Here is a 23,077-nt window from a genome sequence, read left to right as displayed (position 1 = left end):
GCCGGGCCGGTGAAGGCCCGGTCATGTCAATCCCGGCGGTTGTCTGCCGGATTTTCTCGACGAACGCTCAGGGTTTCGCGAGCCAGCCCTCGATCTGTTCTTTCCCGCGCAGCGCCGCGACCCACCGGGCGGGCAATGCGTGCTCGCCATACAGCGCGCCGGCGAGGCTGCCGGCGATGGCCGCCGTCGTATCCGTGTCGTTGCCGAGCGCGATCGCGCGCTTCACGCAGGCCTCGTAGCTGCCCGTCGACAGCAGGCAATGGATCGACGACCAGAAGCTGTCGACCACGTAACCGGATCCTTGCGGTGCGTCGAAGCGGCCATCGAGCACGGTCTTCAGTTCGATCTCGTCGGCGGTGCCCGCGTAGCGCGTCAGCAGCTCGTCTTCGGCCGCGCGCACCGCGTCGGGCGCGGGCAGGCCTTCGACGATGCCCCATGCCGTCAGGCCATAGAGTGCACAGGCCAGCTGCGATCGCACGTGGCCGTGCGTGACGACGCTCTGCCTGCACGCGAGCCGGATCGCTTCGTCGCGCGATGCGGCGACCATCACCACCGGAAAGCAGCGCATCAGCGAGCCGTTGCCGTTGTCGCGTTCGCCACCGGGGCCGGCAACGGCAGGCGCGGTGCCGGCAGCCAGCGCATGGAGTGCGCGCTGCGTTTGCAGGCCGACGTCGAACACGCGGCCGTCCGGCGTGAAGGCGCCGCGATGAAACCAGTCCTGCAGGTTGCGGGCGAACGTGTCGAGATTCAGCTCGCGGTCGTCCGATAACGCGGCGAGCAGCGCGAGCGCCTGCGCGCCGTCGTCGCTCCAGGTGCCGGGCGGCACGCCGTCGTGTGCACGCGCAAAGCCGGGTGGCGGCGTCATGTCGATCGCGGCGGGCGGCGGGATCGACGCGGCATCGTGGAATTCGTACGGCACGCCCAGCGCGTCGCCGATCAGCAGGCCAAGCAGGCCGCCGCGCAGGCGGGATCGTCGGTTCGGAATGGCAGTCATCGGGCAGGGTTCGGATGGGCGGCTCGCGCCGCGGAATACCGTGGAGACTAGACCAATCGCCTGCGCGTGCCTAGCCGATGCCGTGCCGCCGGTGCGAACGAATGCCGCATGGCGCGTGTACACCGGTGAACTAGAGTCGAACGGTAGCGGATGAAACGACACCGGGAAGACAAGATCATGGCCAGGAAATTTCCGCTGCATCCCGTGCATCCGGAGCGGATCTGCTGGGGATGCGACAACTACTGCGCGACGCACGCGATGCGCTGCGGCAACGGCTCCAGCCGTACACAGCACCCGAGCGAGCTGCTCGGTGACGACTGGTATCGATACGGCGACTGGGGCATCGAAGGCGCGGATGCCGGCGACGAAAGCGAACCTGCCACCGAAGCCGGCGGGCAGTCATAGCGACAAGTTGCCTCACCCGAGTGCGTCCGGTTTCTTGATCTGCATCAGGGCTGCGAAACGCGTGCCGAAACATCATGGAAAAAGATGCATGCACAACGCATCTTGAAGCGGGCGGGATGCCCGGCGGTGAGGAACGCGTGTTCCGCCGCCGATCGCGCCGACCCGCACCCCCATGATCGAGAAAGGAGAGCACCGTGTTTTGCTATCAATGCGAACAGACCGCCCGGACCGGCGCACGGCCCGGCTGCGCATCGGCGAAAGGCAACTGCGGCAAGGATGCAACGACGGCGGACCTGCAGGACCTGCTGGTCCATGCGGTGAAGGGCATTGCGCAATACGGCGCGATCGCGCGTGCGATGGGCGCACCGGATCGCGACGCCGACCGGTTCGTGCTGTATGCGATGTTCACGACGCTGACCAACGTGAACTTCCATGCGGCCCGTTTCGTCGCGCTGCTGCGCGAAGCGGCGCAGACGCGCGACCGCGTGAAGGCCGCATGTGAAGCGAGCGCGCGGGCGGCGGGAACGGTCGTCCGGGCGCAGCACGGGCCGGCGATGTGGCAGCCGGCGGACGATCTGGCCGGCCTGCTGGAACAGGCGGCGAGCGTCGGCGTGGACAACGGGCTCGACAAGGTGGGCGCGGATATCGTCGGCCTGCGCGCGCTGGTGCTGTACGGGCTGAAAGGCGTGTGCGCGTATGCGCATCATGCGCGGGTGCTCGGCTACGAACGCGACGACATCTACGAGGGGATCGAGGCGGCGCTCGCGTTTCTCGCGCGCGACCCCAGCGACGTCAACGCGCTGCTCACGCAGGCACTCGACCTCGGCCGGCTGAACCTGACGGTCATGGAGTTGCTCGACAGCGCGAACACCGGCCGTTTCGGCGCGCAGCAACCGACCGCCGTGCGCGTGTCGCCGGTGGCGGGCAAGTCGATTCTCGTATCGGGCCATGATCTCGGCGATCTGCACGCGCTGCTCGAACAGACGGCCGGCACGGGCATTCACGTGTATACGCACGGCGAGATGCTGCCGGCCCATGCGTATCCGGCGCTGAAGGCGTTTCCGCACCTGGTCGGCAACTACGGCGGCGCATGGCAGGATCAGCAGAGCGATTTCGCGCATTTCCCCGGGCCGATCCTGATGACGTCCAACTGCATCATCGAGCCGATGCCGCTGTACCGGCAGCGGATCTTCACGACGGGGCCGGTCGGCTGGCCGGGCGTGCGCCATCTCGAGCATCACGATTTCTCGACGCTGATCCGCGCCGCGCAGGCACTGCCCGGGTTTCCGGCCACGGCGCCGGAAGAGACGATCACGGTAGGCTTCGGCCGGCATGCGGTGCTCGGCGTGGCGGACAAGGTCATCGACGCGGTCAAGGCCGGACAGATCCGCCATTTCTTCCTGATCGGCGGCTGCGATGGCGCGGCGCCGGGCCGCAACTACTACACCGACTTCGCGGAGCAGGCGCCCGACGATACGGTCGTGATGACGCTCGGCTGCAACAAGTACCGCTTCAACCGGCACGCGTTCGGCGATATCGGCGGCATTCCGCGCCTGCTCGACGTCGGGCAGTGCAACGACAGCTACTCGGCGATCCGGATCGCGACGGCGCTCGCCGACGCATTCGAATGCGGCGTGAACGATCTGCCGCTGTCGCTCGTGATCTCGTGGTTCGAGCAAAAGGCGGCGGCCGTGCTGCTGACGCTGCTCGCGCTCGGGCTGCGCAACATCCGTCTCGGGCCGACGCTGCCGGCCTTCGTGACGCCGGGCGTGCTGGCGGTGCTGGTCGAGCAGTTCGGCATCCAGCCGATCGGCGACGCAGGCACCGACCTGGCCGCGTCGCTGGCGCGCCAGGCCGCTTGAGCGGGATCGTTCGATGACCTATCGCATCGAGATCACGACACGCGACGGCGAGCGCTTCGGCTTCGACTGCGGCAGCGAGCAGGATCTGCTCTCGGCCGCGGCCGACGCCGATATCACGCTGCCGTCGCAATGCCGGCGCGGCAGCTGCGGCGCTTGCCAGGCGACCGTCGTCGACGGAGCGTACGAGATGCAGCCCGACAGCGCCGGCGTGCTGCCGGCCGGCCAGCGCGGCGCGGTCCTGATGTGCCGGACCCGGCCGCGCGGCGACCTGCAGGTCGCCGCGCCGTACGACCGGACCAAGGTGCTGCTGCATCCGGTACCCGTGCGCACCGCGCGGATCGCGGCGCTCGACACGATCGCGGCCGACACGATGCGTGTCGAGCTGCAGGTCGAGCCCGACGACGCGTTCGGTTCGGCCGCGGAGTTCGAGCCCGGTCAGTTCGCGGAACTCGAGGTGCCGGGCAGCGGTGTGCGCCGCCCGTATTCGCTCGCGAACACGAGCAACTGGGACGGCCGCCTCGAGTTCCTGATCCGGCTGCGGCCAGGCGGCTGGTTTTCGACGTACCTGCGCGAGCGTGCGCGGCCAGGCGATCCGCTGACCGTGCGCGTGCCGATGGGCGGCTTCGGGCTGTTCACGGACAGCCTGCGGCCGCGCTGGTTCGTCGCTGGTGGTACGGGGCTCGCGCCGATCCTGTCGATGCTGCGGCGCATGGCTGAATTTCAGGAGATGGCCGACGCCCGGCTGTTTTTCGGCGTCAATCAGGAAAGCGAACTGTTCATGCTCGATGAACTCGCGCGATTGCAGGCGGACCTGCCGCAACTGCGCGTCGATTTGTGCGTATGGCTTCCGGACGAGAAGTGGGGCGGGTTGCGCGGCACGCCGGCCGACGCGTTGCGCACGGCGCTTGCGCAGAGCGATGCGCCGCCGGACATCTACGTATGCGGGCCGCCGCTGCTCGTGCAGGCGGTGCGGGACGTGGCGATGACGGCAGGCGTGCCGGATACGCAGTTCGCGAGCGAGCGTTTTACTGTCTGATGCCGGGGCCAGTGGCGGCGCAGGCGCGCGATGTTCCCGAGTGCGGGTGACTTGCCGGATTCACCGCGCGAACGTACTCTTGGTCGACACCATCCTCCATCGGCAGGTGCTCGACCATGCAAGCTCACCCTCTGCGTCTTTCCCCCGGCGACGACCTGCGCGCGTCGATCGAGCACGCATTGCGTCAGCACGACGCGCGTGCGGCATTCGTGATCCAGGGCATCGGCAGCCTGAGCGTTGCGCAGTTGCGCTTTGCCGGGGCCGACGTGCCGACCGAGCTGCGCGGCGACCTCGAAATCCTGACGCTGGCCGGCTCGGTATCGCCGGACGGCGCGCACCTGCACATGTCCGTTTCCGATGTGGTCGGCCGCGTGTCGGGCGGCCACGTGGCCAGCGGCTGCATGGTGCGCACGACCGCCGAGATCCTGCTGGCCGTACTTCCCGCGCATCGCTTTGCGCGCGAACCCGACCCGCACACCGGCTTCAACGAACTGGTGATCCGCCGCGAGCCGGGCGGCGAGGGCGCGTGAATGTCGCGAAGCGGCGTTAGAAACGCCGGTCATCGCGGCTTTCCCGCCATCTCCCAGGGGGCTCGTTTCGGCACCGCATAAAAAAATGGCGCCGCGGCTATTCAGCCTGCGACGCCATTGCGTGGTGTGCTGCGACGTCAACCACCCGCCGCAGCCCGCTCCGCGTGCTTACATCTGCACGGTGTCGGCCACTTCCTTGAAGTCTTCGATCTGGTCGAAGTTCATGTACTTGTAGATCTGGTCGCCGTTCGCGCTGAGCACGCCCATGTCGGCCATGTACTCTTCCTTGGTCGGGATCTTGCCCAGACGCGAGCAGATCGCCGCCAGTTCCGCCGAGCCGAGATACACGTTCGTGTTCTTGCCGAGACGGTTCGGGAAGTTACGGGTCGACGTCGACATGACCGTCGCGCCTTCGCGCACCTGTGCCTGGTTACCCATGCACAGCGAGCAGCCCGGCATTTCGGTACGCGCACCGGCCGTGCCGAACACGCCGTAGTGGCCTTCTTCGGTCAGCTGCTTCTGGTCCATCTTGGTCGGCGGCGCGACCCACAGCTTGACCGGGATGTCGCGCTTGCCCTCGAGCAGCTTCGACGCGGCACGGAAGTGACCGATGTTGGTCATGCACGAGCCGATGAACACTTCGTCGATCTTCGCGCCTGCGACGTCGGACAGCGTCTTCACGTCGTCCGGGTCGTTCGGGCATGCGACGATCGGCTCGTGGATGTCGGCGAGGTCGATCTCGATGACGGCCGCGTACTCGGCGTCTGCATCCGGCGACAGCAGTTGCGGGTCGGCCAGCCACTGTTCCATCGCCTCGATACGGCGCTGCAGGCTGCGCGGATCCTGGTAGCCCTGCGCGATCATCCACTTCAGCAGCGTGATGTTGCTGTTCAGGTACTCGATGATCGGTTCCTTGTTCAGGTGCACCGAGCAACCGGCTGCCGAACGCTCGGCCGACGCATCCGACAGCTCGAATGCTTGCTCGACCTTCAGGTCGGGCAGGCCTTCGATTTCGAGGATGCGGCCGGAGAAGATGTTCTTCTTGCCTTGCTTGGCGACCGTCAGCATGCCCTGCTTGATCGCGTACAGCGGGATCGCGTTGACGAGGTCACGCAGCGTGACGCCCGGCTGCATCTTGCCCTTGAAGCGGACCAGCACCGATTCCGGCATGTCCAGCGGCATCGTGCCGGTGGCGGCCGCGAACGCGACCAGGCCCGAACCTGCCGGGAAGCTGATGCCGATCGGGAAGCGCGTGTGCGAATCGCCGCCGGTGCCGACGGTGTCGGGCAGCAGCATGCGGTTCAGCCACGAGTGGATCACGCCGTCGCCCGGGCGCAGCGCGATGCCGCCACGCGTGCTGATGAAGTTCGGCAGCGTCTGGTGCGTCTTCACGTCGACCGGCTTCGGATACGCGGCCGTGTGGCAGAACGACTGCATCACGAGATCGGCCGAGAAGCCGAGGCACGCGAGATCCTTCAGTTCGTCGCGGGTCATCGGGCCCGTGGTGTCCTGCGAGCCGACCGAGGTCATCTTCGGTTCGCAGTACGTGCCCGGGCGCACGCCCTGGCCTTCCGGCAGGCCGCATGCGCGGCCGACCATCTTCTGTGCGAGCGAGAAGCCCTTGCCGCTGTCGGCAGGCTGGTGCGGCAGGCGGAACAGCGTCGACGGCGCGAGGCCCAGCGCTTCACGTGCCTTCGCGGTCAGGCCGCGGCCGATGATCAGCGGAATGCGGCCGCCGGCGCGCACTTCGTCGAACAGCACGTCGGACTTGACCTGGAATTCGGCGATCACGTTGCCGTCCTTCAGCGCCTTGCCGTCATACGGACGCAGTTCGACCACGTCGCCCATTTCCATCTGCGACACGTCGAGCTCGATCGGCAGTGCGCCGGCGTCTTCCATCGTGTTGTAGAAGATCGGGGCGATCTTGCTGCCGAGGCACACGCCGCCGAAACGCTTGTTCGGCACGAACGGGATGTCTTCGCCCGTGAACCACAGCACCGAGTTGGTGGCCGACTTGCGCGAGGAGCCGGTGCCGACCACGTCGCCCACGTAGGCGACCAGGTGACCCTTTTCCTTCAGCGATTCGATGAACTTGACCGGGCCGCGCTTGCCGTCTTCTTCCGGCGTGATGCCCGGGCGTGCGTTCTTCAGCATCGCCAGCGCGTGCATCGGGATGTCCGGGCGGGTGGTGGCGTCCGGGGCCGGCGACAGGTCGTCGGTGTTGGTTTCGCCCGTCACCTTGAACACGGTGATGGTCAGGCTTTGCGGCACTTCCGGACGGCTCGTGAACCATTCGGCGTCGGCCCAGCTTTGCAGCACGGCCTTGGCGTGCACGTTGCCCTTGTCGGCGAGTTCCTTGACGTCATGGAACTGGTCGAACATCAGCAGGGTTTTCTTCAGTGCGTCTGCGGCGACGGCGGCCACGGCTTCATCGGACAGCAGCTCGATCAGCGGCTGGATGTTGTAGCCGCCGAGCATCGTGCCGAGCAGTTCGGTGGCGCGTTCGCGCGAGAGCAGCGGGCAGGCGGTCTCGCCCTTGGCCACGGCGGCCAGGAAGCCGGCCTTCACGCGGGCGGCTTCGTCGACGCCTGCGGGCACGCGATGGGTGATCAGGTCGAGCAGCGTCTGCTCTTCGCCGGCGGGCGGGTTCGTCAGCAGTTCCACCAGTTCGGCGGTCTGCTGAGCCGTCAGCGGCAGGGGAGGAATACCGAGCGCGGCGCGGGCGGCCACGTGAGCACGAAAGTTTTCAAGCATGGGGAGACCTGCTGATATTGCGTTTGAGGGGAAGGCCTTGCCGGCACTCCGGGGCTGTTCCAGGCACTGCTTTGCAGCGGGATTCTAATCTCAATGCTCTTTAACGTCAAATGTCTTATGTCTTATATAAGAGTTGACGCGCAGGGCGCGGGGAAGCGCGGTGGCGCGGGGGAGTCGGCGGCGACATATCTGCACAAGCACGCAAGAAACGGCACACACACGCCGCTTTCGCGCGCCTACGCTCTATTTCACGCGGCTTTCAACCAGGTTTCAAAAAGCGGGGCGAGCATCGGCGCGTGCAGGTCGCTTCGTCCTGGATGGCCGCGAGCCCTCAAATCCCGTCGTTCAAGAACATGCGATCCAGAGAATCGATTTTCGTGGTGGTGGCGCTCGTCGCGTCGTCGGTCGTTCATGCGGCTGCGGCCGACGACGCGACGAGCGGCTCCGCCGGCCGTCCCGTCGCACTGGTCTATCGTGGCCCGGCCGCGTGCGATGGCTGTCCCGAGACGATCGCCAGCCGCCTGCGTGAGTCGGAACACAAGTTCCGGGTGATCTACGTCGGGCCGGCGGAAAAACTCAAGATCACGCCCGCCGTCCTGGCGGGCGCCGCGCTCTATGTCCAGCCGGGCGGCGGGCAGGACATCCCCGGCGCGGTGGCCAGCATCGGGAAGCATTCGATCAAGGCCGTGCGGCAATACGTGTCGAACGGTGGGCGCTATCTGGGCATCTGCATGGGTGCCTACCTGGCGGGCGACCCGGGTTTCGGGCTGGTCGACGGCGAGTTCGACTCCGAGGTCGGCCGGCCGGGCTCGACAGTCCACGGTATCGCCGACACGGTGACGCCGGTGGTATGGCGCGGGAAAAAGCGCTGGATCTACTTCCAGGACGGCGCGATGCTCCCGGCCGCCCCTGGCGCGATGGTGCTGGCGACCTATCCGAACCGCGATATCGCGGCCGCGACCTATCGTTACGGCAAAGGGCGCGTCGGGCTCGTCGGCCCGCATCCCGAAGCCGACGAAAGCTGGTATCGCCAGTACGGTCTCAAGAATCCGGACGGCGTTCTGCCGGACATGGCCTACGACCTGATCAACGCGACGATGAAGCCATAACGGTTGCGTGCGCTACTTCCGTTTGGCGCGATACGCGTCGAGATTCTTCCTTGCCTGCGCGCGGATCGCGCGTTGCACGAAAGGCGTCCAGCCGAGCAGGGCGCCCTTCAGTCCCAGCGCCTGACGCGACCAGCGCCACAGGTCGAAGCTGTCGCGATGCTCGACGATGAGTCCGTCGCGAAACCGGAACCGCGCATCGATCCGGTTGACCACCATGCGGTTGGTCGTGGTGAACCGGTATTGGGCGATCCACTTGGCGCGCCCGGCCTGTTGGTCCGCGTCGACGTCGCCGAACGTCAATGAAAAGTCCTGCGCACGCGCGACCAGCATGCGCCACATGTCGCGTGCGAGGTCGCCGCGCAGTTCGCCGAATGCGGGATCGCTGAACACGACGTCATCGGCATAGCAGGCGAGCATCCCGTCGATGTCGCGCTGCTGGAACGCCGTGTAGAAGCGCTGGATCAACTCGGTGTGCGGATGGCTCATCGTTGGGTGGGTTGTCGTTGGAGATGAAGCGGGGTTTCGATGCGCCGGCCGGAAATTCGGCTGGTTGATCGACAGGTGCGTGCCAGACGGCAAGGATGCCCCGATCGAACCGATGTCGACGCGTCTTCCCCGCGACGATACAGGTCACGTGTGGACGTTCGGTGCGACCGCCGTCCGGACCGTGACATGGGTCGCAATATCGATCGAAAAGGCGGAAATGGATGCGGTCGCGCGGCGCCGGCCTAGCCGTCGTGATCCGAACGCGACCGGCACCTCAACGGATGCGCGTCAGCGGTTCGCCAGCGCGACGTCCTGGTTGCCGCGCCCCGTCACCAGGCAGCCCGACATGAATGCCTCGCCCTGGCTGCTGGCGGCGGCTTCGCCGAAGCCGCGGCCGAGCGCGTCGACCTTCACTTGCGCGGCGCCCTGTTCGCACGCGAGCGGGCTGGTGTCGCGGCCTTGCGCATGCAGGATCGCGCGATCGCCAATGAGATATGCCAGCAGTGCGAAAACAGCGATATGTACGGCTCGTCTCATGGTTCGTCTCCTCGTCACTCAAGCGTAACGCGGACCCGTTTGACGAAGCACTTGGGGGTTCCCCCGGTAAACGTCTGCTGAAACGGGGCGGGCGGGGTGATCCTGTCCCGTTTTTCGTGGTTTGCGTGCGCAAGGAGGGCGCAGCTTCAATGCGACTGGCCGGCGAAACGGGGCGGACGGCGAGGCATTCGCGCGACGAATTTCAGCTCGACAGGCACGCGATTCGCGCGAGTTTGACGAATGTCAGGTTACGGACGGGAGGGGGCGGTCGCGTGGCCGTTCAAAGCGATAGCATGAATGCATGATTTGACGGAACGCGATCGCGGTCGAATGCATCGGTTCCGGCAAGCAGTTGCGTGTTGAACGTCGCTATCGAAATAGTGAGGAATCCAAATGCTTAACGTCTCTTCTGTCCTGATCAGCCTCGCCCCGATGTGGGCCATCCTGCTCGTTGCATCAACGGCCGCCGCCCATTTCGTGTTCTGGCGCAAGGTCATCGATTAAGCGTTGCGAGAAGGCCGGTGCGCACGTGAGCGGCAACGCGCACACGTGCCGCACCGCTCGTTGCAAGCCTGCGGCCCGTCATCGAACGAGCCGTCGACGCGCCGCCGCGCGTCATCCCCGTCATTGCACGGCCGTGACCGGCACATTCGAAATCCGCACCAGCCGGCTCATCACGCTGCGGCGGAACACCGACATCAGCGCATGCAACGGATCGTGCCGCGGCGCGACGACCACGATCTCGTCGCACCCCGTCTCGGCCGCGACGGACGCGATCGTATCGGCCACCGGGCCCACCTTCATCACGACGCTGTACTTGACGCCAGCTTCCCGCAGGATCCGCTCGGCCATGGCCAGATCGTCGGACGCGAACTTCTCCTCGATGGAACGCAGCCGCGACAGCGGATGGTAGGCCTCGAGCCGCGTCGATTCGAGCGGTGCCTGAACGTTGATCAGCACGATCTCCGACGCGCACCGTTCGCGATACAGGAAGGTCGCGTGGCGAACCGCCTGAAGCGAGCGGGGAGAGTGGCCGACCGGAACCAGCAGCTTGAGCATGAACGTTGTCCAGGAAACGAGATGATTCCAGCGTAGCGCGCCGCCGGGACGAACGATCTAAAGAGAACGGGCGACCGCGTAAAAATGTCGTTAACGCCCGCCGCGTCGTGCCGCGCCTAATAGAAATATAAGAAATTTAAGTTTATGCGCATAAACGATTTCATCGACCGGGGCGGCGTGGGCGACCCGTGGCTTGCCACCCCGATTTAGTCGGATCCGCAATGAATCGCGGCGGAAAATATCGGAGGTCGCCGATCTGGCGTCGCGTAGAGTAGTGCATCGGCCGCGGCGCGGCCGCCCCCGGCCGGTTCGGGAGCGACCGCCGCCGTGCGGCCCGCCATCCCATTCCGATTCCAGGAGACTCCGCATGCCGCACGGCGCCCCGCAGCTTCTCGCTCCCGCTTCCATCCCCGTCGACCCGATCGTGCGCCTGTCGGCGGGCGAGCTCGCGTCGGCGATCCGCAGCAAGGCCGTGTCGTGCGTCGAGACGATGTGTGCGTACCTCGATCACGTCGAGCGCGTGAACGGCGCGGTCAACGCGATCGTCGCGCTGCGCGATCGCGACGCACTGCTCGCCGAAGCCGCGGAAAAGGATGCCGCGCTGGCGCGCGGCGAGTACCACGGCTGGATGCACGGGATGCCGCAGGCGCCGAAGGATCTGGCGATGACGAAGGGGCTGCGGACGACCTACGGTTCGCCGATCTTCCGCGAGAACGTGCCGCAGGCCGATTCCGTGGGCGTCGCGCGGATGCGCGCGGCCGGCGCGATCTTCATCGGCAAGACCAACACGCCCGAATTCGGGCTCGGCTCGCACACGTTCAACGAAGTCTATGGCGCGACGCGCAACCCGTACGACCTGACGAAGAGCGCGGGCGGCAGCAGCGGCGGCACGGCGGCGGCGCTCGCGTCGCGGATGCTGCCGGTGGCGGACGGCAGCGATTTTGGCGGTTCGCTGCGCAATCCGGCCGCGTTCTGCAACATCTACGGCTTCCGGCCGTCGCAGGGCCGCGTGCCGCGCTGGCCGGGCGTCGACGTGTACATGCAGCAACTCGGCATCGAAGGGCCGATGGGCCGCACGGTCGGCGACGTCGCGCAGTTGCTTGCCATCCAGGCCGGCTACGACCGCAACGATCCGCTGTCGCTCGCGGAGGATCCGGCCGTGTTCGCGCAGCCGCTCGACGCCGACCTGCGCGGCAAGCGCATCGCATGGGTCGGCGACTGGAACGGCTATCTCGCGACCGAGGCCGGCGTGCTTGCGCTGTGCGAGCAGGGGCTGGCGACGCTGCGCGAGATCGGCTGCGACGTCGATGCCGCGCTGCCGGCGTTCGCGCCCGACCGGATCTGGCGCCTGTGGCTCGCGCACCGGCACCTGCTGTCCGGTGGCGGGCTGCTGGCGCACTATCGCGACCCGGCGCGGCGTGCGCTGCTGAAGCCCGAGGCGATCTACGAGGTCGAAGGGCTGCTCGCGATGCAGGGCGCGGCCGTGTTCGACGCGAGCGTCGAGCGCACCGCGTGGCATCAGGCCGTTCTCAGCTTCTTCGACCGCTACGACTTCATCGCGGCGCCGACCGCGCAGGTGTTCCCGTTCGACGTCGAGCAGCGCTGGCCGAAGGAGATCGCGGGTCGCCCGATGGATACCTACCACCGCTGGATGGAAACGGTCGTGCCGTGGACGCTGGCCGGCTGCCCGGTGATCAGCGTGCCGGTCGGCTTCAACGACGCGGGGCTGCCGATGGGGATGCAGCTGATCGGGCGTCCGCGCGCCGATCTCGCGGTGCTGCAGCTCGCACGCGGCTACGAGCGGGCGGCCGAGCGGGTTGGTGGGCGGGTGCCGGCGTGGATGGCTGCGTAACGCGCGCTGGCAGATAGCCGGAAGCCGAAGCCGAAGCCGAAGCCGAAGCCGAAGCCGAAGCCGAAGCCGAAGCCGAAGCCGAAGCCGAAGCCGGTTGCGAACGGCCGGTAGTGGATGGAGAAGCGGGCGGCGACAAGCCGCCCGTTTTGCTTTGATTCCCGACTGTGTTGCTCGTCGGCGCGCGTCACGCCGCGTCGGGCACGTTGCGCGACGGCGTGGCGTCATGTCATCGACGCGGCACGGCACGTTCCGCGCCGCCGCCGCGCCGGTCGATGGTGAATTCGACGTGCCGTTCAAGACGTACGGCGCCCGGCCGACCACCAGCCGCGCCACTTTGCCAGCCCCAGCTTCCGCCGCCATTGATGCGGCTCGCGAACGAATTCCAGCCCCCGCCCGATATCGCACGGTAATCGCGGACGAATCCGCCCGAGCGCGGACACCAGCCGCGGAATTGCAAGCCGCCGCATGGCGTGATTTCGTTTCGATGTGTTTCAGTCGTTGCGGCGGCGCGCGGCGCGCTTCGACAATATCGGCCTCAACAATTCGGGCACGAGGACAACACATGAAGCAGATTCGCGCGACGGGCCGGCACCTGGCCTTGGCAGGCATCGCGTTCGGCATCCTGGCAAGCGGTACTGCGCACGCGCAGCTCGACCTGCAATCGCTCGGCGCATCGCTGCTCGGCGGCGGGCAGCAGCAGGCGGCGCCCGCGCAGGGCGTCGTCGCACAACTGCTGCAGGCCTATGTCGGCGCGAACCAGCAGGTGCTGACCGGCCAGTCGTCGCTCGCGTCGTCGATGGGCCTGACCGGCGCGGCCGGGCAGGCGCAGCAGGCCGCGAGCCAGCTGGCCGGCGGCGACGCGCTGACGCCGGCCGCGCTGTCGCAGATGGGCGGCGCGCAGCAATCGGTGTCGCAGGCGCTCGGCCAGGCATTCGCGAGCGGCGGCGCGACGCACGGGCCGATCGACAAGCAGGCGTTCAGCAACGGCCTCGCGTCGCTCGGGCAGGGGCTCACGCAGTATTCGCAGCTGCAATCCGGCCTCGGCAATCTCGGCTCGACGAGCGCGGCGTCGCTGTTGCAGTCGGGTCTGAATCCGCAGAACATGCAGGCTGCGTCGTATATTGCGCAAAGCGCGCCGGGCCAGTTGCAGTCGCTCGCTGCGACGCTCAGCCAGGCCGTGCAGTTCGCGACGAGCCAGGGCATTTCGGTGCCGTCGGTCGCATCGTCCGCGCTGAAGCTGCTGCCGTAACGTTGCGCGGGGCGGCGCGCGATGCGGTGCCGGCATCGCGTGCGACGACGAAGATCACCCCGCCCAACATGGGGATTGCGCGCGATGCTATCGTGGCGTGTCCCTTTTTTCGGTGCAGGTTCATGACAGACTCGTTTGACCTCTCGCGCTATTTCTCCCGCATCGGCTACGACGGCCCGGTCGAGCCGACGCTCGACGTGCTGCGCCGGCTGCATCTGCTGCACCCGCAGGCGATTCCGTTCGAAAACCTCAATCCGCTGACCGGTGCGCGCGTCGCGCTCGACCTGCCCTCGATCGTCGACAAGGTGATCGAGCATCGCCGCGGAGGCTACTGCTTCGAACTCAACAAGCTGTTCTACACCGCGCTCACGACGATCGGCTTTCGCGTGACGCCGATGATCGCGCGCGTGCGCTGGATGCAGCCGCCGGAAGCCGCCACCGCGCATACGCACATGCTGCTGCGTATCGATCTCGACGGCGCGGCCTGGCTCGCGGATATCGGCTTCGGCAGCGCCACGCTGACCGCGCCGCTGCGTTTCGTGCCGGACGAGCGGCAGCTGACGCCGCACGGCGCGTTCCGCGTCGTCGCCGCGCCGGTCGACGGTGAGTTCGAGATGCAGATCGAGACGCCCGACGGCTGGCAGACCACCTATCGCTTCCAGCCGAAGCGGGTCGAGTGGATCGATTACGACGCCGCGAACTGGTTCACGTCGACGTATCCTGAATCGATCTTCCTGCACAACCTGATCGCCTGCCGCGTGCTGCCGGACGGCCGCGCTGCGCTGCGCAACACCACGCTGACGATCCGCGATGCGGCAGGCGTCGGGCGCACCGTCACGTTCGACGATGCGGCCGCATGGGGCGAGTGCCTGCGCGACACGATCGGTATCGATACGACGGGATTCGATCTCGACGCGCTGTTCGCGCGGCTGGCGGCGCGCGCCGCGACGTAACCGGGATTCATGAGCGATAGCCAATGGCGGCCCGCAAACACGGGCCGCGCCCGCGGTTGACATTTGCTAGATTGCTAGCATACTAGCCTCCATGACCGACGAAGAAGTGAAGCAGTTCAACGTGTACCTGCCGCTCAGCCTGATCCGGCAGGTCAAGCATCGCGCCATCGAAACGGAGCAATCGCTGTCCGCGTTGGTGGCCGACGCATTGCGCGCGTACCTGGCCGCGCCGCCGCCGGGCGCGGGGCCGTCCACCAAGGAGGAGTGACATGTCATCCGAGCGAATCGAAGCCGTGTACCTGACCACGCACAACTGGGGCAAGTCAGCCAAGTTCTTCCAGGCGCTGGGCTTCACGCTGGAGTTCGAAACCGATCACCACTCGGGCCAGCTGCGCAGCGGCGACGGCCCCTTCCTGTTCATCGCCGAAGTGCCGCCGGGCGAGACGCCGGACATGCAGGTCGTGCTCAAGGTGGCGGATGAACAGGCGGTGCAGCCGCAGCCGATCGTCGACGTCGTCACGCCGTTCGAGGACACCCACTGGGGCACGCGCGACATGACCGTGCGCGATCCGGACGGCCGCGTGTGGCGCCTGCAGGCGCCGGGCAAGCAGGGCGCGTGAGGCGGCCATGACCGAACCCCGCGAAAGCGCCCCCGACAGCACGGCCGCGCGCGTCGCGCTGTGGCGCGCATTGCACGTCGAACTCGACGCGCCGCCGCATGTGCTCGCCGACGAAGTCGGGCTGCAACTGCTCGCCCCGGAACCCGGCTGGCAGCAGCGCGGCGACATGGATCCGCAGTTCACGCGGCCGTTCCGTGCGTCGATCGTCGCGCGGGCGCGCTTCATCGAGGATCTGGTGGCCGAGCAGGCCGCGCGCGGCGTGAGCCAGTACGTGATCCTCGGCGCGGGCCTCGACAGCTTCGTGCAGCGCCGGCCGGACATGGCGTCGCGTGTGACCGTCTTCGAAGTCGACCCGCCCGCGCCGCAGGCCTGGAAGCAGCGCCGCCTGGTCGAGCTTGGTTTCGGCGTGCCTGACTGGCTGCGTTTCGTGCCGGTCGATTTCGAGGCGAAACAGTCGTGGCGCGCTGCGCTCGTCGGCGCGGGCTTCGATGCCGGCAAGCCGGCAGTCGTGGTGTCCACCGGCGTCAGCATGTACCTGACGCACGAAGCGAATGCGGCCGCGTTGCGCGAAGTCGCGTCGCTCGCGCCGGGCTCGACGCTCGCGATGACGTTCCTGTTGCCGCTGGAGAATGCGGATCCCGACGTGCGTCCGGGGCTGGAAATGGCCGCGAAGGGCGCGCGCGCAAGCGGCACGCCGTTCATCAGCTTCTTCATGCCGGCGCAGATCCAGGCGCTCGCGTGGGAGGCCGGCTTCGCGCAAGCCGCGCACGTATCGGCAGCCGAACTGACGCGCCGTTACTTTGCCGATCGCACCGACGGCCTGCGGCCGCCGAACAACGCGGAAGAGCTGCTGGTCGCGACGGTCTGAGCCGTCGCGACCGTAGCGACCGTTGCGATCATCACGCCCGTTCGAGCACCGCCATTTCCCGCACGATCACCAGCAGCACCGCGAGGCTTGCGCCGCCCGACGCGCGCAGGTCAGCGAGCAGGTGCTCGTAGCGCGCGAGCGCGGCTTCGCGGCGCGTGCGCCACGCGCCGACGATCGTCTCCGGCGTGGTCGAATCCGGCGATTCCGCGAGCGCGCTCGTCGCCAGCGTGCGCTTGAGGCGCGCGACTTCCGCGAGCGCGGCCGCGCGCGCCAGCATGTCCCAGTGCGTCGGCGTCGGCAGCGTTGCCGCCCGTTCGCCGATCCAGCTGTAATTGAGCAGCGTACCGAGCGAGAAATAGACGCCCGCGACGAGTTCGAGGCTGCGGTTGCTGGTCGCGGCCACTTCGGCGATGTCGAGCAGCGCGGCCGAGATGTCGCCGCTCGCGACGCGCACCGCAAGCGCGCTGTCGACGCCGGCTTCGACCAGCACGCGCTGCCGCTCGGACAGCGCTTCGAGATCGTCGCCCGGCAGCAGCGACGGCAATTGCGGCGCCAGCCGCTCGGCCGCATCGCGACAGCGCGCGATCAGCTCGGCAACGCCGCCGTCGGCCACCGCGCCGGATTGCAGGTGCCGCAGGAACCACAGCGCCGCGCGCTCCAGCAGCCGCGCGACGTCGACGAACATGCGCGCCTGCACGTCGTCGGCGACACGGTTGTCGAGCGCGTCGATGTCGCGCCACACCGCATCGAGGTCGAACACGTCGCGCGCCATGATGCACGCCCGCACGATGTCGCCGGGCTGCGCGTCGGTTTCCTCCATCAGCCGGTGCACGAACGCGCAGCCGACGCGGTTCACGAGCGCGTTGGTCAGGTGCGTCGCGAGGATTTCGCGGCGCAGCGGATGGCGGCGCATCGGTTCGCTGAAGCGTTGCTGCAGCGGCTTCGGGAAGTAGTCGACGAGCATCGCGGCCACCAGCGGATCCTCGGGCACGTCGGATTCGAGCAGCGCGTCGTACAGCCACATCTTGCTGTACGCGAGCAGCACCGCGCGTTCCGGCGACGTGAGCCCGAGCTTCGCGGCCTGGCGTTCGGCGACTTCGTCGTCGGTCGGCAGGAATTCGATCACGCGGTTCAGGCGACCTGCGCGTTCGAGCCAGCGCATCAGGCGCGCCTCGGCGTCGAGCAGTTCGACCGCATAGCGGCCGGCGATCGACAGCGCCTGCGTCTGGTAGTAGTTGTCGCGCAACACGAGCAACCCGACTTCGTCGGTCATCTCCGCGAGCAGCGCATTGCGCTGCTTCTCGGTCATTTCGCCGTCGGACACGACGAGCCCGAGCAGGATCTTGATGTTGACTTCGTGATCCGAACAATCGACGCCGGCCGAATTGTCGATCGCATCGGTGTTGATGCGGCCGCCGCGTTGCGCGAACTCGATCCGGCCGAACTGCGTGCAGCCGAGGTTGCCGCCTTCGCCGACCACCTTGCAGCGCAGGTCCGTGCCGTTCACGCGCACCGCGTCGTTCGCGCGGTCGCCGACCTGCAGGTGGGTTTCGCGCGCGGCCTTCACGTAGGTGCCGATGCCGCCGTTGTACAGCAGGTCGACCGGTGCCTGCAGGATCGCGCGGATCAGCTCGGCCGGCGGCAGCGCGTGCGCGTCGATGCCGAGTGCGGCCTGCACGGCCGGCGACAGCGGGATCGTCTTCGCGGTGCGCGGATAGACGCCGCCGCCCGACGAGATCGATGCCGGATCGTAGTCGGCCCAGCTCGAGCGTTCGAGCGCGAACATGCGCGCGCGCTCGGCGAAGCTCGTCGCGGGATCGGGGTTCGGGTCGAGGAACACGTGCCGGTGATCGAACGCGGCGACCAGCCGGATATGCGGCGACAGCAGCATCCCGTTGCCGAACACGTCGCCCGACATGTCGCCGACGCCGACCACCGTGAAGTCGGTCGTCTGCGTATCGATGCCCATCTCGCGGAAGTGCCGCTTCACCGATTCCCAAGCGCCGCGTGCAGTGATCGCCATCTTCTTGTGGTCGTAGCCGACCGAGCCGCCGGACGCGAACGCGTCGTCGAGCCAGAAGCCGTATTCGTGCGAGATCGCGTTCGCGTAATCGGAGAAGGTGGCCGTGCCCTTGTCGGCGGCGACGACCAGGTACGGGTCATCCGGATCGTGACGCACGACGTCGGGCGGCGGCACGATCGCGTTGCTCACCAGGTTGTCGGTCAGGTCGAGCAGGCCGCGCAGGAAGGTCTGGTAGCACGCGATGCCTTCGCGCATCCACGCTTCGCGATCGCTCGGCGGCGGCGGGTTCTTCACGACGAAGCCGCCTTTCGAGCCGACCGGCACGATCACGACGTTCTTCACCATCTGCGCCTTCATCAGCCCGAGCACTTCGGTGCGGAAATCCTCGCGGCGATCCGACCAGCGCAGGCCGCCACGCGCGACGCGCCCGCCGCGCAGGTGCACGCCCTCGACACGCGGCGAATACACCCAGATCTCGAACATCGGCTTCGGTTCGGGCAGGCCCGGCACCTTCGCCGGATTGAACTTGAACGACAGGTACGGTTTCGATTCGCCGTTCGCGTCGAGCAGGAAGTAGTTCGTGCGCTCGGTCGCGTTGATCACGCCGAGGAACTGGCGCAGGATGCGGTCCTCGTCGAGGTTCGGCACCTGGTCGAGCGCGCCTTCGATCGCCAACAGCCGCCGCTCGGCCTGCACGTCGCGCGTGTCGCCGGTGGCCGGGTCGAAGCGCAGCAGGAACAGCTCGACGAGCTGCCGCGCGATCGCCGGGTTGCCGGTCAGCGCGCGCTCGATATAGGCGTCGCTGAAGGTCGAGCCGACTTGCCGCAGATACTTCGCATACGCGCGCAGGATCGTCACTTCGCGTGCGCTCAGGTGGGCGCGCAGCACGAGGCGGTTGAAATCGTCGTTCTCGATCCGGCCGCTCCAGATCTGGTCGAACGCATCCTCGAACAGGCCCTTCACACGCTCGATGTCGAACTCGGTGTCATCCGTGAGCTCGAGGCCGAAGTCGTGTACCCACGCATGCGCGGCATCCTGCGTCTGGATCCGGTATGGCCGCTCCTCGTCGACGCGCACGCCGAGATGCTCGAGCATCGGCAGGCTGCGCGACAGCGCGATCGGGTCGCCCGCGCGATAGACCTTGAAGCGGAACGCACGCGCCTCGGCCTCGATCGGCCGGTACAGGTTCATCGCGAGTTGCCCGGAATCCTTCACGCGCTCGATCAGCTCGATGTCGCGCACGGCGGTGCGCGCCGGATAGTCGTCGCGGTAGCCGGCCGGGAACGAGTCGGCATAGCGCTGCAGCAGGCGGTTGCCTTGCTCTTCGCCGAATGCGTCGAGCAGCGCGTCGGCGAGATCGTCCTGCCAGCGGCGCGTGACCTGCACGAGCCGCGTTTCGAGTTCGCGCGTGTCGACGTCGGGCATCGTGCCCGGTTCCGCATGCACGACGAAATGAATGCGCGCGATCGCCGATTCCGACAGCAGCGGCGTGAATTCGACGTTCACGCCGTTGTACGCATCGATCAGCAGCTTCGCGATGCGCCGGCGCAGGTCGGTGTTGTACTTGTCGCGCGGCACGAACACGAGGCACGACACGAAGCGGTCGAAGCGGTCGCGGCGCACGAACAGGCGCGTGCGCTGGTGTTCCTGCAGCCGCAGGATGCCGAGCGCGATGTCGTAGAGCGCGTCTTCGTCGGCCTGGAACAGCTCGTCGCGCGGATAGGTTTCGAGCACCGTCACGAGCGACTTGCCGAGATGCCCCTTCGGCAGGAAGCCCGCGCGCCGCACGATGTTCGCGCACTTGCGGCGCACGATCGGGATCTCGGCGCTCGACACCATGTAGGCGGTCGACGTGTAGAGCCCGATGAAGCGGCGCTCGCCCGCGACCTTGCCATCGGCGCCGACGAGTTTCACGCCGACATAATCGAGATAGCCGGGCCGGTGTACGGTCGCCCGCGAATTCGCCTTGGTGAGGAAGATCGGCCACGGACCGGTGATGATGTCGGCGGCGGCGGTCGGCAGTGGCGTCACGTCGGGCGCATCGGGCGCGCGCAACGATTCGCGCAGCAGGCCGAAACCCGAGCCTTCGATACCGCGCAGCCCGAAGCCGGAACTGTCGGATACGAGCGCGTAGTCGCGCTGGCCGAGGAACGTGAAGTGATCGGCGGCCATCCATTCGAGGAACGCGCGCGCCTCGATGTCTTCCGCGGTCGATTCGCGCGCCTTCATTTCCTTGATCGTCGCGCGTGCGATGTCGACGATCTTCGGCCAGTCTTCCACCGACGCGCGCACGTCGCCGAGCACGCGCGCGATGTCGTTGCGCAAGGTGTTGAGCAGCGCGGCGTCGCCGCAGCGGTCGACTTCGAAATGGATGAACGACGCGAGCTGTGACTGGCCGTCGCCGGGCGTCGCGCCGCCCGCATCGACGCGCTCGATGCCGCCATCGCGACCGCGCCAGATGCGGAACACGGGGTGAAGTGCCGAATGCAGCGCGAGCCCGAGGCGGTTGACGGCCATCGTCACCGAATCGACAAGGAACGGCATGTCGTCGTTGACGATCTCGATGACCGTGTGATCGGAATGCCAGCCGTGCTGTTCGACGATCGGGTTGTACACGCGCAGCCGTTCGCTGCCGGGCACGAATTTCTGGGCGGTCTGCCAGTGCGCCATCGCGGCGCCGTAGAGATCGGCGATGCTGCGGCTCTGCAGATCGTCGGCATCGACGAAATCGTAGTAATGACGCAGGAAGGGTTCGACGATCCGGAACGTGGCTTCGGGCAGGCGCCCGCGCGCGAATTCGACGACGTCCGAGAGCAGGTGTGCGACGACTTCCTCGTTCTTCGCTTCCATGGCGGTCTCCTCGTCGGGTGGCCATCGGCTGCTGCGTCTGTCCGGCATTATGCGCCGATTGCGTGACAAAGCGATGTGCGGGCGCACAACGAGCGGTGGCCTGAGGAGGCCGCGTGCAGCGCCCGTCGCGGGCGCTGCCGCATGTGAGTTAGGTCAGTTCTGGCGGCTTCAGGTCGGGATGCTGCTTGTAGAGCGGGTTCATGAAATCGAGCAGCATCGTGTTCAACAGCGAAGAAACGAATTCGCGATAGGCAACGAATTCGGCATCCGGGCAGGATGCCTTGACTGCCAGTAGAGAGCGATCGAGATCAGCCCCCATTTGTAAGACCATATCGTTCAGGGCGGTTGCGACTTGCTTCTCTGTAATCATGTGCTCACCTCGTTAACATCCTGCCAACGCATTGCAGCTGTTGCCGCAGTTCCAGAATTTGAATCCGAAGTTTCCGGTTGGCAAAGTCATTGAAGAGCACTTGGCTCGACACATTGCTCTCCATTGCGCACTGGACGTGTTTCTGGGTTGCGGCGTCATACCTGGATTCATTGCTGGCGGTAACACCGATGAACGGTGATTGACTGGCTAGCGTGTCGAATGTGGCATCGTGATTTTTGTTTTTCTCGATGTCAATGTGAATATATCGGGATAACTAATTGATTGGGGGCGGAGATGAAGGCGACGACGAACCTGCGGCAGAGAAACGAAGGCTGCGCGCTATCGCGGTCCGGCGGCGCGCAGTCTATGTGAGGAGACGCTCAGCGCTCGTCGCTCCACAGCTTGCCGGCTGTCGCCCAGTTCTCTTTCTTCACGTCGGTGAGGATGATATCGACCGAGCCCGGCTCACAACCGAGCGTCTCGCACGTGACGCGCGTGATGGCTTCGACGAATTCGCGCTTCTGGTCGACGGTGCGGCCTTCGAAGAGCTGGATATTGAAAGTCGGCATGACGGAGTGCTCCGATGGTTGGGGTGAATGATTCGTGGGGAGCCGGTGGCGTCAGTCGCGATACGTCGGATCGATCCGGTCGAGCCGGCGCAGCAGCGCCGGCCATTCCAGTTCACCCTCGATCGCGCCGCCGTCGCGCAGCTGTTCCGCGGTCCGGTCGGCGACGGCCGGGTCGGGCAGCACGAGCGACCCGCCGCCGGCCTGCGCGCGCACCTGGATGTCGCACGCCTTGATCAGCGTATCCATCAGCACATAGGCTTCAGCCACGGTGCGGCCGACCGTCAGCGTGCCGTGGTTGCGCAGCAGCATCGCGGATTTCGTGCCGAGGCTCGCGGTCAGTCGCGTGCCTTCGGCCGGCGAGAACGCGAGCGCCTCGTAGTCGTGGTACCCGAGGTCGCCATGAAACCGCAGCGCGTGCTGCGACGCAGGCAGCAGCCCGTCGCGCTGGATCGACACGGCAATGCCGGCCGTATTGTGCAGATGCATCACGCACACAGCGTCGGCGCGCGCGGCGTGCACGGCCGCGTGCAGCGCGAAGCCCGTCACGTTGACCGCATGCTCGCTGTCGCCGATGCGGTTGCCGGCCAGGTCGATCTTCACGAGATTCGACGCGCGGACTTCGTCGAACGTGAGGCCGAACGGGTTGATCAGGAAGTGGCCGGGCTCGCCGGGCACGGTCGCGGAAAGATGCGTGTAGATCAGGTCGTCCCAGCCGTTCAGCGCGACGAGCCGGTACGCGGCGGCGAGGTCGACGCGCATCTGGCGTTCGGCGTCCGAGATCGGGCCGCCGGGTTTCACGGCATCAGGACGGTGTGCGAATGACGACATCGGGTTCTCCGAAGGTGAAGCGGCGCGCGACGATCACCGTGACCCATGACGCGAGCGCGAACGGGGCCGTGAACGCGGGAATGCCGGCGCGCGTCGCGAGGCACTGGATCAGCGCGGCCAGTA

21 protein-coding genes and 1 pseudogene are annotated in these 23,077 nt (G+C 67.0%); 11 read left to right on the top strand and 11 right to left on the bottom strand.

Translation table 11 applies throughout. The features are described from left to right. Positions 1-67 precede the first annotated feature (67 nt). Positions 68-994 (bottom strand): ADP-ribosylglycohydrolase family protein, encoded by a 927-nt coding sequence (locus tag G3O06_RS26600; protein WP_205818016.1) that lies wholly within the window; start codon positions 992-994, stop codon positions 68-70. Positions 995-1,171: 177 nt separating this feature from the next. Between G3O06_RS26600 and G3O06_RS26595 the strand changes: the two genes are divergently transcribed. From G3O06_RS26595 to G3O06_RS26580, 4 genes are all read left to right on the top strand, one after another. After that, entirely contained in the window at positions 1,172-1,399 is a 228-nt protein-coding gene (locus tag G3O06_RS26595; protein ID WP_205818015.1) for a DUF3079 domain-containing protein, read from the top strand. Between the two features lie 194 nt (positions 1,400-1,593). Continuing rightward, positions 1,594-3,261 carry a hydroxylamine reductase gene (hcp, locus tag G3O06_RS26590; RefSeq protein WP_205818014.1) on the top strand — a complete coding sequence of 556 codons (1,668 nt, stop codon included), beginning with the start codon at positions 1,594-1,596 and terminating at the stop codon, positions 3,259-3,261. 13 nt (positions 3,262-3,274) lie between these two features. Next, complete coding sequence (locus G3O06_RS26585) at positions 3,275-4,297, top strand: FAD-binding oxidoreductase (protein WP_205818013.1); 1,023 nt, start codon at positions 3,275-3,277, stop codon at positions 4,295-4,297. 116 nt (positions 4,298-4,413) lie between these two features. Continuing rightward, positions 4,414-4,827, top strand: coding sequence for a PPC domain-containing DNA-binding protein (locus G3O06_RS26580; protein ID WP_205818012.1), 414 nt, complete (start codon positions 4,414-4,416; stop codon positions 4,825-4,827). 168 nt (positions 4,828-4,995) lie between these two features. Here the strand turns inward: G3O06_RS26580 and acnB are convergent, their stop codons facing one another. Continuing rightward, positions 4,996-7,581 (bottom strand): bifunctional aconitate hydratase 2/2-methylisocitrate dehydratase, encoded by a 2,586-nt coding sequence (acnB, locus tag G3O06_RS26575; RefSeq protein WP_174997884.1) that lies wholly within the window; start codon positions 7,579-7,581, stop codon positions 4,996-4,998. Positions 7,582-7,934: 353 nt separating this feature from the next. Here acnB and G3O06_RS26570 point away from each other — a divergent pair, with 353 nt between their 5' ends. Then, entirely contained in the window at positions 7,935-8,690 is a 756-nt protein-coding gene (locus tag G3O06_RS26570) for a BPL-N domain-containing protein (protein ID WP_205818011.1), read from the top strand. Positions 8,691-8,702: 12 nt separating this feature from the next. Here G3O06_RS26570 and G3O06_RS26565 read toward each other — a convergent pair whose 3' ends face one another. The 3 genes from G3O06_RS26565 to G3O06_RS26555 form a co-directional block, all read right to left on the bottom strand. Beyond that, positions 8,703-9,176 (bottom strand): nuclear transport factor 2 family protein, encoded by a 474-nt coding sequence (locus G3O06_RS26565; RefSeq protein WP_174968886.1) that lies wholly within the window; start codon positions 9,174-9,176, stop codon positions 8,703-8,705. A 288-nt stretch (positions 9,177-9,464) separates the two neighbouring features. Then, complete coding sequence (locus G3O06_RS26560; protein ID WP_021161497.1) at positions 9,465-9,713, bottom strand: hypothetical protein; 249 nt, start codon at positions 9,711-9,713, stop codon at positions 9,465-9,467. A gap of 624 nt (positions 9,714-10,337) precedes the next feature. Beyond that, positions 10,338-10,772, bottom strand: coding sequence for a universal stress protein (locus G3O06_RS26555; RefSeq protein ID WP_174968887.1), 435 nt, complete (start codon positions 10,770-10,772; stop codon positions 10,338-10,340). 367 nt (positions 10,773-11,139) lie between these two features. Here G3O06_RS26555 and G3O06_RS26550 point away from each other — a divergent pair, with 367 nt between their 5' ends. Then, on the top strand, positions 11,140-12,624 hold the full coding sequence (locus tag G3O06_RS26550) for an amidase (RefSeq protein WP_205818010.1): 1,485 nt from the start codon (positions 11,140-11,142) through the stop codon (positions 12,622-12,624). On the opposite strand, the gene G3O06_RS26545 is transcribed toward G3O06_RS26550, so the two are convergent. Further along, complete coding sequence (locus G3O06_RS26545; RefSeq protein WP_205818009.1) at positions 12,567-12,812, bottom strand: hypothetical protein; 246 nt, start codon at positions 12,810-12,812, stop codon at positions 12,567-12,569. The genes G3O06_RS26550 and G3O06_RS26545 overlap by 58 nt on opposite strands. 374 nt (positions 12,813-13,186) lie before the next feature. Between G3O06_RS26545 and G3O06_RS26540 the strand changes: the two genes are divergently transcribed. The 5 genes from G3O06_RS26540 to G3O06_RS26520 all read left to right on the top strand — a co-directional run bounded on the left by G3O06_RS26540 (position 13,187) and on the right by G3O06_RS26520 (position 16,314). After that, entirely contained in the window at positions 13,187-13,873 is a 687-nt protein-coding gene (locus G3O06_RS26540) for a hypothetical protein (RefSeq protein ID WP_205818008.1), read from the top strand. 122 nt (positions 13,874-13,995) lie between these two features. Next, on the top strand, positions 13,996-14,826 hold the full coding sequence (locus tag G3O06_RS26535) for an arylamine N-acetyltransferase (RefSeq protein ID WP_205818007.1): 831 nt from the start codon (positions 13,996-13,998) through the stop codon (positions 14,824-14,826). A 91-nt stretch (positions 14,827-14,917) separates the two neighbouring features. Continuing rightward, complete coding sequence (locus tag G3O06_RS26530) at positions 14,918-15,094, top strand: ribbon-helix-helix domain-containing protein (RefSeq protein WP_039344130.1); 177 nt, start codon at positions 14,918-14,920, stop codon at positions 15,092-15,094. A gap of 1 nt (position 15,095) precedes the next feature. After that, on the top strand, positions 15,096-15,446 hold the full coding sequence (locus tag G3O06_RS26525) for a VOC family protein (protein WP_174916590.1): 351 nt from the start codon (positions 15,096-15,098) through the stop codon (positions 15,444-15,446). A gap of 7 nt (positions 15,447-15,453) precedes the next feature. Further along, a complete protein-coding gene (locus G3O06_RS26520) occupies positions 15,454-16,314 on the top strand; it encodes a class I SAM-dependent methyltransferase (protein WP_205818006.1) in 861 nt (286 codons plus the stop codon). A gap of 31 nt (positions 16,315-16,345) precedes the next feature. Here G3O06_RS26520 and G3O06_RS26515 read toward each other — a convergent pair whose 3' ends face one another. The 5 genes and pseudogenes from G3O06_RS26515 to G3O06_RS49225 form a co-directional block, all read right to left on the bottom strand. Further along, positions 16,346-21,187, bottom strand: a complete 4,842-nt coding sequence (locus G3O06_RS26515; RefSeq protein ID WP_205818005.1) for an NAD-glutamate dehydrogenase — start codon at positions 21,185-21,187, stop codon at positions 16,346-16,348. Between the two features lie 148 nt (positions 21,188-21,335). Then, positions 21,336-21,557 (bottom strand): hypothetical protein, encoded by a 222-nt coding sequence (locus G3O06_RS26510; protein ID WP_205818004.1) that lies wholly within the window; start codon positions 21,555-21,557, stop codon positions 21,336-21,338. Between the two features lie 380 nt (positions 21,558-21,937). Beyond that, complete coding sequence (locus G3O06_RS26505) at positions 21,938-22,126, bottom strand: 4-oxalocrotonate tautomerase (protein WP_069251875.1); 189 nt, start codon at positions 22,124-22,126, stop codon at positions 21,938-21,940. Positions 22,127-22,177: 51 nt separating this feature from the next. Further along, a complete protein-coding gene (locus tag G3O06_RS26500) occupies positions 22,178-22,954 on the bottom strand; it encodes a class II aldolase/adducin family protein (protein WP_205818003.1) in 777 nt (258 codons plus the stop codon). Next, a pseudogene (locus G3O06_RS49225) lies at positions 22,929-23,077 on the bottom strand (urea transporter); the annotation flags it as partial. The pseudogene G3O06_RS49225 and the gene G3O06_RS26500, both read right to left, overlap by 26 nt.

The organism is Burkholderia sp. Ac-20345 (genome assembly GCF_017104825.1).
In the GTDB taxonomy this organism is placed as follows: Bacteria; Pseudomonadota; Gammaproteobacteria; order Burkholderiales; family Burkholderiaceae; genus Burkholderia; species Burkholderia lata_B.
The sequence above is the reverse complement of the archived record's forward strand: the minus strand, read 5'-3'. Positions and strand labels throughout refer to the sequence as shown.

Bases quoted from the DNA above. Each gene is read 5' to 3' on its own strand.
- G3O06_RS26595 (WP_205818015.1), top strand. From the start codon at position 1,172: ATGGCCAGGAAATTTCCGCTGCATCCCGTGCATCCGGAGCGGATCTGC.
- G3O06_RS26550 (WP_205818010.1), top strand. From the start codon at position 11,140: ATGCCGCACGGCGCCCCGCAGCTTCTCGCTCCCGCTTCCATCCCCGTC.
- G3O06_RS26540 (WP_205818008.1), top strand. From the start codon at position 13,187: ATGAAGCAGATTCGCGCGACGGGCCGGCACCTGGCCTTGGCAGGCATC.
- G3O06_RS26535 (WP_205818007.1), top strand. From the start codon at position 13,996: ATGACAGACTCGTTTGACCTCTCGCGCTATTTCTCCCGCATCGGCTAC.
- G3O06_RS26520 (WP_205818006.1), top strand. From the start codon at position 15,454: ATGACCGAACCCCGCGAAAGCGCCCCCGACAGCACGGCCGCGCGCGTC.
- G3O06_RS26515 (WP_205818005.1), bottom strand. From the start codon at position 21,187: ATGGAAGCGAAGAACGAGGAAGTCGTCGCACACCTGCTCTCGGACGTC.
- G3O06_RS26585 (WP_205818013.1), top strand. From the start codon at position 3,275: ATGACCTATCGCATCGAGATCACGACACGCGACGGCGAGCGCTTCGGC.
- G3O06_RS26555 (WP_174968887.1), bottom strand. From the start codon at position 10,772: ATGCTCAAGCTGCTGGTTCCGGTCGGCCACTCTCCCCGCTCGCTTCAG.
- G3O06_RS26580 (WP_205818012.1), top strand. From the start codon at position 4,414: ATGCAAGCTCACCCTCTGCGTCTTTCCCCCGGCGACGACCTGCGCGCG.
- G3O06_RS26570 (WP_205818011.1), top strand. From the start codon at position 7,935: ATGCGATCCAGAGAATCGATTTTCGTGGTGGTGGCGCTCGTCGCGTCG.
- G3O06_RS26530 (WP_039344130.1), top strand. From the start codon at position 14,918: ATGACCGACGAAGAAGTGAAGCAGTTCAACGTGTACCTGCCGCTCAGC.
- G3O06_RS26565 (WP_174968886.1), bottom strand. From the start codon at position 9,176: ATGAGCCATCCGCACACCGAGTTGATCCAGCGCTTCTACACGGCGTTC.
- G3O06_RS26505 (WP_069251875.1), bottom strand. From the start codon at position 22,126: ATGCCGACTTTCAATATCCAGCTCTTCGAAGGCCGCACCGTCGACCAG.
- G3O06_RS26525 (WP_174916590.1), top strand. From the start codon at position 15,096: ATGTCATCCGAGCGAATCGAAGCCGTGTACCTGACCACGCACAACTGG.
- acnB (WP_174997884.1), bottom strand. From the start codon at position 7,581: ATGCTTGAAAACTTTCGTGCTCACGTGGCCGCCCGCGCCGCGCTCGGT.
- G3O06_RS26510 (WP_205818004.1), bottom strand. From the start codon at position 21,557: ATGATTACAGAGAAGCAAGTCGCAACCGCCCTGAACGATATGGTCTTA.
- G3O06_RS26600 (WP_205818016.1), bottom strand. From the start codon at position 994: ATGACTGCCATTCCGAACCGACGATCCCGCCTGCGCGGCGGCCTGCTT.
- G3O06_RS26500 (WP_205818003.1), bottom strand. From the start codon at position 22,954: ATGTCGTCATTCGCACACCGTCCTGATGCCGTGAAACCCGGCGGCCCG.
- G3O06_RS26560 (WP_021161497.1), bottom strand. From the start codon at position 9,713: ATGAGACGAGCCGTACATATCGCTGTTTTCGCACTGCTGGCATATCTC.